Annotated in this window: 12 protein-coding genes; all 12 read left to right on the forward strand. The window is 61.7% G+C overall.

Annotation, left to right across the window (positions count from 1 at the left end):
* Positions 1 to 25: 25 nt before the first annotated feature.
* The 12 genes from H8B20_RS08100 (at position 26) to H8B20_RS08155 (ending at position 11551) form a co-directional block, all read left to right on the forward strand.
* Positions 26 to 2260, forward strand: a complete 2235-nt coding sequence (locus tag H8B20_RS08100; RefSeq protein WP_210622797.1) for a DNA internalization-related competence protein ComEC/Rec2 — start codon at positions 26 to 28, stop codon at positions 2258 to 2260.
* A 101-nt stretch (positions 2261 to 2361) separates the two neighbouring features.
* Entirely contained in the window at positions 2362 to 2997 is a 636-nt protein-coding gene (locus tag H8B20_RS08105; RefSeq protein ID WP_042560451.1) for a MotA/TolQ/ExbB proton channel family protein, read from the forward strand.
* Positions 2994 to 3422 carry an ExbD/TolR family protein gene (locus H8B20_RS08110; RefSeq protein WP_042560450.1) on the forward strand — a complete coding sequence of 143 codons (429 nt, stop codon included), beginning with the start codon at positions 2994 to 2996 and terminating at the stop codon, positions 3420 to 3422. The genes H8B20_RS08105 and H8B20_RS08110 overlap by 4 nt, the downstream gene beginning before the upstream one ends.
* Entirely contained in the window at positions 3422 to 4432 is a 1011-nt protein-coding gene (gene lpxK, locus H8B20_RS08115) for a tetraacyldisaccharide 4'-kinase (RefSeq protein WP_210622798.1), read from the forward strand. Before H8B20_RS08110 ends, lpxK begins: the two co-directional genes overlap by 1 nt.
* Positions 4433 to 4454: 22 nt before the next feature.
* Positions 4455 to 4640 carry a Trm112 family protein gene (locus H8B20_RS08120; RefSeq protein WP_003174668.1) on the forward strand — a complete coding sequence of 62 codons (186 nt, stop codon included), beginning with the start codon at positions 4455 to 4457 and terminating at the stop codon, positions 4638 to 4640.
* Positions 4637 to 5401: a 3-deoxy-manno-octulosonate cytidylyltransferase gene (gene kdsB, locus H8B20_RS08125; RefSeq protein ID WP_210622799.1), complete on the forward strand. Its 765-nt coding sequence runs from the start codon at positions 4637 to 4639 to the stop codon at positions 5399 to 5401. The genes H8B20_RS08120 and kdsB overlap by 4 nt, the downstream gene beginning before the upstream one ends.
* The gene (locus H8B20_RS08130; protein WP_047302609.1) at positions 5401 to 5865 is read left to right on the forward strand and encodes a low molecular weight protein-tyrosine-phosphatase; all 465 of its coding nucleotides are present in this window, start codon (positions 5401 to 5403) and stop codon (positions 5863 to 5865) included. Before kdsB ends, H8B20_RS08130 begins: the two co-directional genes overlap by 1 nt.
* Positions 5862 to 6881, forward strand: coding sequence for a UDP-N-acetylmuramate dehydrogenase (gene murB, locus H8B20_RS08135; RefSeq protein WP_210622800.1), 1020 nt, complete (start codon positions 5862 to 5864; stop codon positions 6879 to 6881). Before H8B20_RS08130 ends, murB begins: the two co-directional genes overlap by 4 nt.
* 314 nt (positions 6882 to 7195) lie before the next feature.
* Complete coding sequence (locus tag H8B20_RS08140; RefSeq protein WP_096794874.1) at positions 7196 to 7666, forward strand: (2Fe-2S)-binding protein; 471 nt, start codon at positions 7196 to 7198, stop codon at positions 7664 to 7666.
* A complete protein-coding gene (locus H8B20_RS08145; protein WP_210622801.1) occupies positions 7663 to 9984 on the forward strand; it encodes a xanthine dehydrogenase family protein molybdopterin-binding subunit in 2322 nt (773 codons plus the stop codon). The genes H8B20_RS08140 and H8B20_RS08145 overlap by 4 nt, the downstream gene beginning before the upstream one ends.
* Positions 9984 to 10964, forward strand: coding sequence for an XdhC family protein (locus tag H8B20_RS08150; protein WP_210622802.1), 981 nt, complete (start codon positions 9984 to 9986; stop codon positions 10962 to 10964). Before H8B20_RS08145 ends, H8B20_RS08150 begins: the two co-directional genes overlap by 1 nt.
* Positions 10961 to 11551 carry a nucleotidyltransferase family protein gene (locus tag H8B20_RS08155; RefSeq protein WP_210622803.1) on the forward strand — a complete coding sequence of 197 codons (591 nt, stop codon included), beginning with the start codon at positions 10961 to 10963 and terminating at the stop codon, positions 11549 to 11551. The genes H8B20_RS08150 and H8B20_RS08155 overlap by 4 nt, the downstream gene beginning before the upstream one ends.
* Positions 11552 to 11624: the final 73 nt, after the last annotated feature.

An 11624-nucleotide genomic window follows, 5' to 3' on the forward strand; every position in this document is an offset into this window, starting at 1 on the left:
GTTCGGGACTCTCAAGGACGGGCTTATGCGCACAGGGATGATGGCGCTGGCAGTCGGTTTGCTTGCTCCGATATTTATGCCGGCCTTACCGCCGGTCTGGTTGATGGTGTTGCTGGCGGTCGTGGCTTTGATGCTGCTGCCGTTTCGCAGCTATCCATTGGCTTTTCTGCTTTTTGGTTTCACCTGGGCTTGCGTCAGCGCGCATTGGGCGTTGCAGGATCGCTTGCCGGTGGCGCTGGATGGCGAGACCCGTTGGCTCGAAGGGCGCGTGGTCGGGTTGCCGCAAAACAGCGATGGCGTGGTTCGTTTCGAGTTGGCGGATGCCCATTCGCGCCACGGCAAACTGCCGTCACTGATGCGCCTGGCCTGGTACGCCGGGCCGCCGGTCAACAGCGGCGAGCGCTGGCGCCTGGCGGTCAAGCTCAAGCGCCCGAGCGGGTTACTCAATCCGGACGCCTTTGATTACGAAGCCTGGCTACTCGCCCAACGCATTGGCGCAACGGGCACGGTCAAGGAGGGTCAGCGCCTTGGCGAGTCGCGATGGGAGTGGCGCGACAGCATTCGTCAGCGCTTGCTGGCGGTCGACGCGCAGGGCCGGGGAGGGGCGCTGGCGGCGCTGGTGCTGGGCGATGGCTCGGGCCTGAGTCGCGAGGATTGGCAGACTCTGCAAGACACCGGCACCGTGCATTTGCTGGTGATTTCCGGCCAGCACATCGGCATGCTGGCGGCGGTGATGTACTTGTTGGTCGCCGGGCTGGCCCGATATGGTCTGTGGCCGCTGCGTTGGCCGTGGCTGCCTTGGGCCTGTGGTCTGGCCTTCGCCGCGGCACTCGGTTACGGCTTGCTCGCCGGATTTGATGTGCCGGTGCGAAGGGCCTGCGTGATGGTCGGGCTGGTGCTGTTGTGGCGCCTGCGCTTTCGGCATCTCGGCGCCTGGTGGCCACTGTTGCTGGCGTTTAATGGCGTGCTTTTGCTGGATCCGCTGGCCAGTCTGCGCCCCGGTTTCTGGTTGTCCTTCGCGGCGGTGGCGGTGCTGATCTTCACCTTTGGCGGGCGCCTTGGGGCATGGCGCTGGTGGCAGACCTGGACGCGGGCGCAATGGTTGATCGCGATCGGTCTCTGCCCGGTGTTGTTGGCGCTGAATCTGCCGATCAGCCTCAGTGGGCCGTTGGCGAATTTGCTGGCGGTGCCTTGGGTCAGTCTGGTGGTGCTGCCTCCGGCATTGCTTGGGACTCTGCTGTTGCCGGTGCCGTATGTCGGCGAAGGGTTGTTGTGGCTGGCGGGTGGTTTGATCGGCTGGCTGTTCCAGGGCCTGGTGCTGATCGCCGGGCAGTGGCCGGCGTGGATTGCGCCGTCGCTTCCCGGTTGGGCGCTGGCTATCGGCAGTCTCGGTGCCGTGCTGTTGCTGTTGCCGCGAGGCGTACCGCTGCGTCCGTTGGGCTGGCCATTGTTGTTGATTCTGGTCGTGCCACCTCGGGAGCGGCTGGACGCCGGACTGGCCGATGTCTGGCAACTCGATGTCGGCCAAGGCCTGGCGATTCTGATCCGTACTCGTCATCACGCGCTGCTCTACGATGCCGGTCCTCGGTTCCGCGATTTTGATCTTGGCGAACGTGTCGTCTTGCCGGCCCTGCGCAAACTGAATGTCGAGACACTGGACCTGATGCTGCTCAGCCATGCCGACGCCGATCATGCCGGTGGTGCTTTGGCCGTTGCGCGCCGTTTGCAGGTGAAGCAAGTCATCAGCGGCGATCCGCCGGGGCTGCCAGCCGAACTGAACGCGCAGGCGTGTGAAAGTGGCCGACAATGGCAGTGGGACGGTGTCAGTTTTCAACTTTGGCAATGGGCGGATGCTCACGACAGCAATCAGCGCTCCTGCGTGTTGCAGATCGAGGCCAATGGTGAGCGCCTGCTGCTGACCGGCGATATTGATAAACACGCCGAGCGAGTCTTGCTGCAAAGCCCTCTGAACGTAGCCACTCAATGGCTGCAAGCCCCGCACCACGGCAGCCGCAGTTCATCATCGATGGCATTGCTCAAAGCGTTGAAACCCGACGCAGTCTTGATATCCCGCGGCCAGGGCAACTCGTTCGGTCATCCGCACCCGACCGTCATTGCGCGTTATCGCCAGCAAGGGTTACGTATTTACGACAGTGCCGAGCACGGTGCCATTCATCTGCAACTTGGGGCGTTCAAACCACCGTGGACAATGCGCCAGTACCTGCGTTTCTGGCGTGAACCGCCGCTGTCCTCCCATTGAGCGAGGCAAGCATGGAGGCGACATCACGGTCGTCGGAGCGGCGGGTCTTAATCGCGAACCGGTATGGTAAAGTGGCGCACTTTTTCGAGGGGACTGTCACTGTGTGGGAATTGGTCAAATCCGGCGGCTGGATGATGCTGCCGATCATTCTGAGTTCCATCGCGGCCATGGCGATTGTCGCCGAGCGCCTGTGGACCCTGCGCGCCAGTCGCGTCACCCCCGAACACTTGTTGGGCCAGGTCTGGGTCTGGATCAAGGACAAGCAGCTCAATAAAGAAAAACTCAAGGAATTGCGAGCCAATTCGCCGCTGGGGGAAATCCTCGCCGCAGGCCTGGCCAACTCCAAGCATGGTCGCGAGATCATGAAAGAGTGCATCGAAGAGGCCGCCGCCCGGGTTATTCACGAGCTCGAGCGCTACATCAATGCACTCGGCACCATCGCCGCCATGGCGCCGTTGCTGGGTTTGCTCGGCACCGTGCTCGGCATGATCGACATTTTCAGCGCGTTCACCGGTTCCGGCATGACCACCAACGCCTCGGTTCTGGCCGGTGGTATCTCCAAAGCGCTGATCACCACGGCTGCGGGCCTGATGGTCGGTATTCCGGCCGTGTTCTTCCACCGTTTCCTGCAACGCCGCATCGATGAACTGGTGGTGGGCATGGAGCAGGAAGCGATCAAACTGGTTGAAGTGGTGCAGGGCGACCGTGACGTCGACCTGGCTGAGGGCCGCGCGTGAAATTCCGTCGCAAGCCCCGGGAAACCGTAGATATCAACCTCGCGTCGCTGATCGACGTGGTGTTCATCCTCCTGCTGTTTTTCGTCGTGACCACCACGTTTACTCGCGAAACCCAATTGCGCGTGGATCTGCCGGAAGCGGTCAGCGGCTCGCCGGCCGAAGATCAGCAACTCAAGCAACTGGATGTCGCGATCAGCGCCGAGGGCGTGTTTTCGGTGAATAACAAGATTTTGCCGAAAAACGATCTGGCGACGCTGATGGAAGCCATGCAGAAAGAATCCAACGGCGATACCAGCATGCCGTTGTCGATCAGTGCCGATGGCAAGGCTCAGCATCAATCAGTGATCACCGCCATGGACGCGGCCGGCAAGCTCGGTTTCAGCCATCTGCGCATGACCACGGTCGAGGCGGCGCCTAAATCCTGATGAGCCTGTCCGATCGTTTGCTCGCTGCGTGGTATCAGGGGCACCCGGCCCTGACGCTGTTGCGGCCGCTGGAAATGCTCTATCGGCGCGTCGTCATCGGCAAGCGTCAGCGTTTTCTCGACGGTGAAGGCGAAATCTATCAGCCGCCGGTGCCATTGATCGTGGTTGGCAACATCACGGTCGGCGGCACCGGCAAGACGCCGATGATTCTATGGTTGATCGAGCATTGCCGGCGCAGGGGGGTGCGCGTCGGCGTGGTCAGTCGTGGTTACGGCGCCAAACCGCCGCAGTTGCCCTGGCGGGTCGAGGCCGATCAAAGCGCCGACATTGCTGGCGACGAACCGTTGCTGATCGTGCAGCGCACGGGCGTGCCTCTGATGATCGACCCCAATCGCAGCGCCGCCGTCAAAGCCTTGTGCGCCAGTGAACCGCTGGATCTGATCCTCTCCGACGATGGCATGCAGCACTACCGACTGGCGCGGGATCTGGAGCTGGTGCTGATCGACGCCGCCCGTGGCCTGGGCAATAAGCGCTGCTTGCCGGCAGGTCCTTTGCGCGAGCCGATCGAACGTCTGCAAAGCGTTGACGGCGTGCTGTTCAACGGTGCCAACGAGGACCGCGACGACGGTTTCGCTTTCCGCCTGCAACCCACCGCGCTAATCAATCTGCGCAGTGGCGAACGCAAGCCGCTTGATCATTTTCCGGCCGGGCAGGCGCTGCATGCGGTGGCCGGGATCGGTAATCCGCAACGTTTCTTCAATACCCTCGAAGCGCTAGACTGGCGGCCAGTCCCCCATGCGTTTGCCGATCACGCCGAGTACAGCGTGCAGGCCTTGAATTTCACACCGTCATTGCCGTTGGTGATGACTGAAAAGGACGCGGTGAAGTGCCGTGCCTTCGCGGCTGCCGACTGGTGGTATCTGGCGGTCGATGCCGTGCCGTCGCCGGCCTTCGTGGCCTGGTTCGACACACAGCTGATACGCCTGTTGCCGGATCGTCTTTTGCCTTAACTCTTTTATCCAGGGAATGTTCATGGACACCAAATTGCTCGACATCCTCGCGTGCCCTATCTGCAAAGGCCCGCTCAAGCTCAGCGCCGACAAGACCGAACTGATCAGCAAGGGCGCCGGCCTGGCGTACCCGATCCGTGACGGCATCCCGGTCATGCTCGAAAGTGAAGCCCGCACCCTGACCACCGATGAGCGTCTGGATAAATGACCACTGCCTTCACCGTTGTCATCCCGTCGCGTTTCGCTTCGACCCGGCTGCCGGGTAAACCGCTACTGGACATTGCCGGCAAGCCGATGATCCAGCACGTCTGGGAACAGGCGAGCAAAAGCAGCGCCACTCGTGTGGTCGTGGCAACCGACGATGCGCGCATCGTCGAGGCTTGCAAAAGCTTTGGCGCCGAAGTGGTGCTGACCCGTGAAGATCACAACTCCGGCACCGATCGTCTGGCCGAAGTCGCGGCGAAACTGGGCCTTGAGCCTGACGCAATCGTGGTCAATGTGCAGGGCGACGAGCCGCTGATTCCGCCAAGCGTGATCGATCAGGTCGCCGCCAACCTCGCGGCCCACACCGAAGCGCGCATGGCCACGCTGGCCGAGCCGATCGAAGATGTGGAAACCCTGTTCAACCCGAACGTGGTCAAGGTCGTCAGCGACCTTAATGGCCTGGCGCTGACCTTCAGCCGTGCAACCTTGCCGTGGGCGCGCGATGCGTTTGCCAAGAGCCGTGAGCAATTGCCTGATGGCGTACCGTATCGTCGCCACATCGGCATTTATGCCTACCGCGCCGGATTCCTTCAGGACTTCGTCAGTTGGGGCCCGTGCTGGCTTGAAAACACTGAATCGCTGGAGCAACTGCGTGCCCTGTGGCACGGCGTGCGGATTCATGTCGCCGACGCGCTGATCGCGCCGCCGACCGGTGTCGACACCGTCGAAGACCTTGAGCGCGTTCGTCGCCTGCTGGAGGCTTGATGCGGGTTTTGTTTGTGTGCCTGGGCAACATTTGCCGTTCGCCCACGGCCGAAGGGGTGTTGCGCCACAAACTGCGTCAAGCGGGGCTGGCCGATCAGGTCGAAGTGGCCTCCGCCGGCACCGGTGACTGGCACGTCGGCAACGCGCCTGACAAGCGCAGCCAGGCGGCGGCCAAGGTGCGCGGTTATGATTTGTCGGCGCAACGCGCGCAGCAAGTCAGCCGTGCCGATTTCGCCACTTACGATTTGATCCTGGCCATGGACAACAGCAACCTGCGCAACCTCAAGGCGCTGCAACCGTCCACTGGCAAGGCCGAGCTGGATCTGTTCCTGCGTCGTTATGCCGGTGTCGTCGATGAAGTGCCGGACCCGTATTACGACGGCGACCAGGGTTTCGAGCAGGTGCTGGATCTGATCGAAGCGGCCTGTGACCAACTGCTGATCGAAGTAAAGGGCCGGTTATGAGTCTGCTGGTGCAACACCGGGTTTCCCTGAAACCGTTCAACAGCTTTGGCGTGGACGTTCACGCGCAGCTGTTCGCCGAAGCCCACTGCGACGCCGATGTCCGCGAAGCGCTGGCGTATGCCGAGTCTCACGATGTGCCTTTGCTGGTAATCGGTGGCGGCAGCAACTTGCTGCTGACCGCTGACATTGCGGCGCTGGTGCTGCGCATGGCCACACGCGGTATCCGCGTGATCAGCGATGACGGCAGTCGCGTGGTGCTCGAAGCCGAAGCGGGCGAGCCGTGGCATCCCTTTGTGCAGCACACTTTGGCGCAGGGTTTATCCGGGCTGGAAAATCTCAGTCTGATCCCCGGCACCGTTGGCGCTGCGCCGATGCAAAACATCGGTGCTTACGGCGTCGAGATCAAGGATGTGTTCGCCGGGCTCACCGCGCTGGATCGCCACACTGGCAAACTGCGCGATTTCAGCCTCGAAGAATGCAACTTTGCCTACCGTGACAGCGTGTTCAAGCAGCAGCCTGGGCGTTGGCTGATCCTGCGGGTGCGTTTTACGCTCGACCGCGTCGCGCATCTGCATCTGGAATACGGCCCTGTGCGTCAGCGCCTGACCGAGCAGGGTATCGAGCAACCGACGCCCACTGACGTCAGCCACGCAATCTGCAGCATCCGCAGCGAAAAACTCCCGGACCCAGCAGTGCTCGGCAATGCCGGCAGCTTTTTCAAGAATCCGTTGGTGCCGGCAGCGCTGGTGGCGCAGATCAAGAAGCAGCATCCGGATCTGGTGGCCTACGCACAACCGGACGGGCAGATGAAACTCGCCGCCGGTTGGCTGATCGAACGTGCCGGCTGGAAAGGTTTTCGTGAGGCCGATGCCGGCGTGCATAAGTTGCAGGCGCTGGTGCTGGTCAACTACGGCGCGGCGACCGGCCTGCAGTTGCTCGACTTGGCGCAGCGTATCCAGAAAGACATTAGCGAACGTTTCAATGTCGAACTGGAAATGGAGCCCAACCGGTATTGAAGCAGCTGCGAGCCTCAAGCTTTGAGCTGCAAGCTACAATCTCTGCTACATGAACCAGCTACTGCTTTTACTTGCAGCTTGTAGCTAAAAGCTCGTAACTGAAAAGCCCTGTCTCAGCAGGGCTTTTTTGTTAATCCTGGGTTAACTTAGCGAGCTAACGATACTGTTCATTTGCTCCACCAAAGGCCCGGTGCAGACCTTCCCGTCGGCACAAGAGAGCCCATTAGCCTGAGTCGATCTGCGCGAACCCACCGCTGACTTTCCGGCGGCAGATTGCTCGACCCCATAACCTCCAAAAATATGCGGGCGTGCCCATGATTACCCTGAAACTCAATGGCCAAGACCATTCACTCGATGTCACCGAAGACATGCCGCTGTTGTGGGCGATTCGTGATGTCGCCGGTTACAACGGCACCAAATTCGGTTGCGGCATGGGCCTGTGCGGCGCTTGCACCATTCATATCGATGGTTTGCCGGCGCGCAGTTGCATCACGCCGATCGGCTCGGTAGTCGGCCAGAACGTCACTACTATCGACAACCTGCACGCTGACCCTGTCGGGCAAGTCGTCCAGCAAGCCTGGCTCGACAGCGCCGTGGCCCAGTGCGGCTTTTGTCAGGGTGGGCAGATCATGTCGGCCACCGCTTTGCTCAAGACCAATCCCGACCCGAGCGACGAGCAGATCGAAGAAGCCATGGTCGGCAACATTTGCCGCTGCGGCACCTATAACCGGATCAAAACCGCGATCCGCCAGGCTTCCACCCACCTGAAGGAGGCCAAGGCATGAGCCGCCTGCCAAATGATTTCGCCCTGAGCAATCTCAGTCGCCGTGGCTTCCTTAAAGGCGCAACCGCCACCGGTGCATTGGTGCTGGCGGCGAGCTGGGGTTGGCAGGATGCGTTGGCCGAAGACAAGCCGAAGCAGTTCGGTGCCGATGGCATGCCCAACGGCTGGATCGACGATCCGAAGGTCTACGTCAGCATCGCCGCCGACGGCACGGTGACTGTTGTTTGTAACCGGTCTGAGATGGGCCAGGGCGTGCGCACCAGTCTGACCATGGTTGTCGCCGACGAACTGGAGGCTGATTGGGCGCACGTCAAAGTGCAGCAGGCGCCTGGGGATGAAGTGCGTTTCGGCAATCAGGACACTGATGGTTCGCGCAGCATGCGTCACTGGTACGAGCCGATGCGCCGTTGCGGCGCGGCAGCCCGTACGATGCTTGAGCAAGCGGCGGCTGCGCAATGGAAAGTGCCGGTGGGCGAATGCCATGCGCAATTGCATAAAGTCATTCACAAGCCGTCCGGGCGTGAGCTGGGTTATGGCGAGCTCGCCACTGCGGCCAGTGCGTTGGCGGTACCGGCGCGCGACAGTCTGCGCCTCAAGCAGCCGTCGGAATTTCGCTATATCGGCAAGGAAGGCAGCAAAGCCATCGACGGTGACGACATCGTCAAAGGCCGCGCGGTATACGGCGCCGACGTGCATTTCGACGGCATGCTGTACGCGACCATCGCCCGTCCGGCGGTGTATGGCGGCAAGGTCAAATCCGTGGATGACAGCGCGGCGCTGAAAGTGCCCGGCGTGCTAAAAGTCATGCAGATCGAAGGCCGTCCACTGCCTTCGGAGTTTCAACCGTTGGGCGGGGTGGCCGTGGTTGCCAGCAACACCTGGGCGGCAATCAAGGGTCGCGAGGCGCTGAAGATCGAATGGGACGATGGCCCGAACGCCAGTTACGACTCGATCGCTTATCGCAAGGAACTGGAAGCCGCGTCGCTGAAGCCCGGCAAAGTGGTGCGCAACACCGGCGATATCGACAAGGCGCTGAGCAGTGCTGCCAGCAGCCTGGAAGCTTCTTATTATTTGCCGCATCTGGCACAGGCACCGATGGAGCCGATGGTGGCCATCGCCCGCTTCAACGACGGCGTTTGCGAGGCATGGGCGCCGAGCCAGGCACCGCAGGTGACGCGTGAACGCATCGCTGAGCGCCTGGGGCTGCCATTCGATAACGTCACAGTCAATGTGACGCTGCTGGGTGGCGGTTTCGGGCGCAAGTCGAAACCGGACTTCGTCATTGAAGCGGCGATCCTCGCCAAGGAGTTTCCTGGCAAGGCCGTGCGGGTGCAGTGGACGCGCGAGGACGACGTGCACAACTCGTATTTCCATACCGTGTCCGCCGAATATCTGAAGGCGGGCGTGGGCAAGGACGGCATGCCGTCCGGCTGGTTGCATCGCACCGTGGCGCCGAGCATCACCGCGCTGTTTGCGCCGGGCATGAACCACGAAGCCGCGTTCGAACTGGGCATGGGCTTCACCAACATGGCCTACGCCATTCCCAATGTGCGTCTGGAAAACCCGGAAGCGAGGGTGCACACACGGGTCGGCTGGTATCGCTCGGTGTCGAACATTCCTCATGGTTTCGCGATCCAGAGTTTCGTCGATGAACTGGCGCACAAGGCCGGTGTGGATCCGCTCAAATATCAGATCAAGCTGCTTGGCCCGGACCGGCAGATCGATCCGCGCACCTTGAGCGAAGAATGGAACTACGGCGAATCCCCTGAGCGTTATCCGATCGATACCGGTCGTATGCGCGCCGTGCTGGAAACCGCAGCGAAGGCAGCCGGTTGGGGGCGTCAACTGCCAAAGGGGCGTGGCCTGGGGCTGGCGGTGCATTACAGCTTCGTCACTTACGTCGCGGCGGTGATTGAAGTCGAGGTCAAGGACGATGGCACGCTGATCGTGCACAAGGCCGACATCGCCGTGGATTGCGGGCCGCAGATCAATCCTGAACGTATTCGCTCGCAGTTCGAGGGCGCTTGCGTGATGGGCCTGGGTAACGCCGTGCTGGGTGAAATCAGCTTCAAGGACGGCAAGGTTCAGCAGGACAACTTCCATATGTACGAAGTGGCGCGCATGTCGCTGGCGCCGAAGGAAGTTGCCGTGCATCTGGTCACGCCACCGGGCGATGTGCCGTTGGGCGGCGTCGGTGAGCCGGGCGTACCGCCGATCGCGCCGGCACTGTGCAATGCGATCTTCGCCGCTACCGGCAAACGCATCCGCAACCTGCCTGTGCGTTATCAGTTGCAGGGCTGGCAGAAGGCTGAGGCCTGATGGACAGCGTCGATCTGAATGTCCTGCGCAGCGTGCTCGAATGGCGCCGCGCCGGCCAGCGGGTGGTGCTGTTCAGCGTGGTGCAGACCTGGGGCACGGCGCCGCGGTCGCCCGGCGCCATGCTCGCCTTGCGCGAGGATGGCGTGGTAATTGGCTCGGTGTCCGGCGGCTGTGTCGAGGATGACTTGATCGCCCGGCTGCACGACGGGCGCATTGCCACCGACGGGCCACCGGTGCAACTGATCACCTATGGCGTCACGCGTGAAGAGGCGGCGCGGTTCGGTTTGCCGTGTGGCGGCACGTTGCGCCTGACAGAAGAGCGGGTAGGCGACCCGGGGTGGGTCTCCGAACTGCTTGCGCGATGTGAAGCCCACGAGATCGTTGCCCGTGAGTTGAACATTGAAACGGGTGAAGTGGTGTTGACGCCCGCGAGCAAATCCGACGCGCTGGAGTTCGATGGCAAAACCCTGCGCGCGATTTACGGCCCGCGCTGGCGTCTGCTGTTGATCGGCGCCGGTCAGTTGTCGCGGTATGTGGCGGACATGGCGCGACTGCTGGATTTCGAGGTGCTGATCTGCGATCCGCGCACCGAGTTCGTCTACGGCTGGGAAGAACAGCATGGTCGTTTCGTTCCGGGTATGCCGGATGATGCGGTGCTGAACATCCAGACCGACGAGCGCACGGCGATTGTCGCGCTGACCCACGATCCGCGGCTGGATGACATGGCGTTGCTCACCGCGCTCGATTCGCCGGCCTTTTATGTCGGCGCACTGGGTTCGCGGGTCAACAGTCAGAAACGCCGGGAGAATCTCGCTCAGCTAGGCTTGTCAGTCGACGCGATCAAGCGTTTGCATGGGCCGATCGGTCTGCACATCGGTAGTCACTCGCCGGCGGAAATTGCCTTGTCCTTGCTCGCGGAGATCGTGGCGATCAAGAACGGGGTCGAGTTGAAACAGAAGAAGCCAGTGGAGGGCGCATGAGTCATTCCATCGCAGTGATCGTGTTGGCAGCAGGCGAGGGCAGCCGCTTTCGCCAAGTGGTGGGCGCGGACAAGGACAAGTTGCTGGCCGACTGCGCTGGTCGTGATGGCGCCGTGCGTTCGGTGATCGAGCACGTGCTGGTGAACCTGCCGGCCAGTCTCGACAAGCGCGTGCTGGTGACGACTGAAGCGCGACCGCAGGCGATGCGCATGGCACAGGCTTATGGCTGTGAAGTGGTCTCGATCGAGTCGACCGGCATGGGCGACAGCATTGCCTCAGGCGTGGCGGCGTGTCCGGATGTTGATGGCTGGCTGATCGTGCTGGGAGATATGCCGTTTATCTTGCCGTCGAGTATCGAGCGGGTGGTGGCGGCGATGGTGGACGATGCGGTGAGTGTGCCGGTGCAGGATGGCGAGTTTGGGCATCCTGTGGGGTTTGGACGTTCGTTTGGCTCGGGGTTGCTGGCGTTGAGCGGTGATCGCGGAGCCAGGCCTTTGTTCAAGCAGGGAAGGGTGGTGGAAGTGTTGGTGGATGATCCAGGGGTGTTGTGGGATATCGACGTTCCTGAAGCTCTGGTATTTAAGTAACAGCGAAGTCAAAAGATCGCATAAAAAAGCCCCGCCTGATTGCTCAGGCGGGGCTTTTTAGTGGCTTACGGAA

Source organism: Pseudomonas sp. P42 (assembly GCF_017973755.1).
GTDB classification, from domain to species: domain Bacteria; phylum Pseudomonadota; class Gammaproteobacteria; order Pseudomonadales; family Pseudomonadaceae; genus Aquipseudomonas; species Aquipseudomonas iridis.

Excerpts from the sequence above, each read along its gene's own strand:
- H8B20_RS08145 (WP_210622801.1), top strand. The coding sequence starts at position 7,663 with ATGAGCCGCCTGCCAAATGATTTCGCCCTGAGCAATCTCAGTCGCCGT.
- murB (WP_210622800.1), top strand. The coding sequence starts at position 5,862 with ATGAGTCTGCTGGTGCAACACCGGGTTTCCCTGAAACCGTTCAACAGC.
- lpxK (WP_210622798.1), top strand. The coding sequence starts at position 3,422 with ATGAGCCTGTCCGATCGTTTGCTCGCTGCGTGGTATCAGGGGCACCCG.
- H8B20_RS08100 (WP_210622797.1), top strand. The coding sequence starts at position 26 with ATGCGCACAGGGATGATGGCGCTGGCAGTCGGTTTGCTTGCTCCGATA.
- kdsB (WP_210622799.1), top strand. The coding sequence starts at position 4,637 with ATGACCACTGCCTTCACCGTTGTCATCCCGTCGCGTTTCGCTTCGACC.
- H8B20_RS08155 (WP_210622803.1), top strand. The coding sequence starts at position 10,961 with ATGAGTCATTCCATCGCAGTGATCGTGTTGGCAGCAGGCGAGGGCAGC.
- H8B20_RS08140 (WP_096794874.1), top strand. The coding sequence starts at position 7,196 with ATGATTACCCTGAAACTCAATGGCCAAGACCATTCACTCGATGTCACC.
- H8B20_RS08150 (WP_210622802.1), top strand. The coding sequence starts at position 9,984 with ATGGACAGCGTCGATCTGAATGTCCTGCGCAGCGTGCTCGAATGGCGC.
- H8B20_RS08130 (WP_047302609.1), top strand. The coding sequence starts at position 5,401 with ATGCGGGTTTTGTTTGTGTGCCTGGGCAACATTTGCCGTTCGCCCACG.
- H8B20_RS08120 (WP_003174668.1), top strand. The coding sequence starts at position 4,455 with ATGGACACCAAATTGCTCGACATCCTCGCGTGCCCTATCTGCAAAGGC.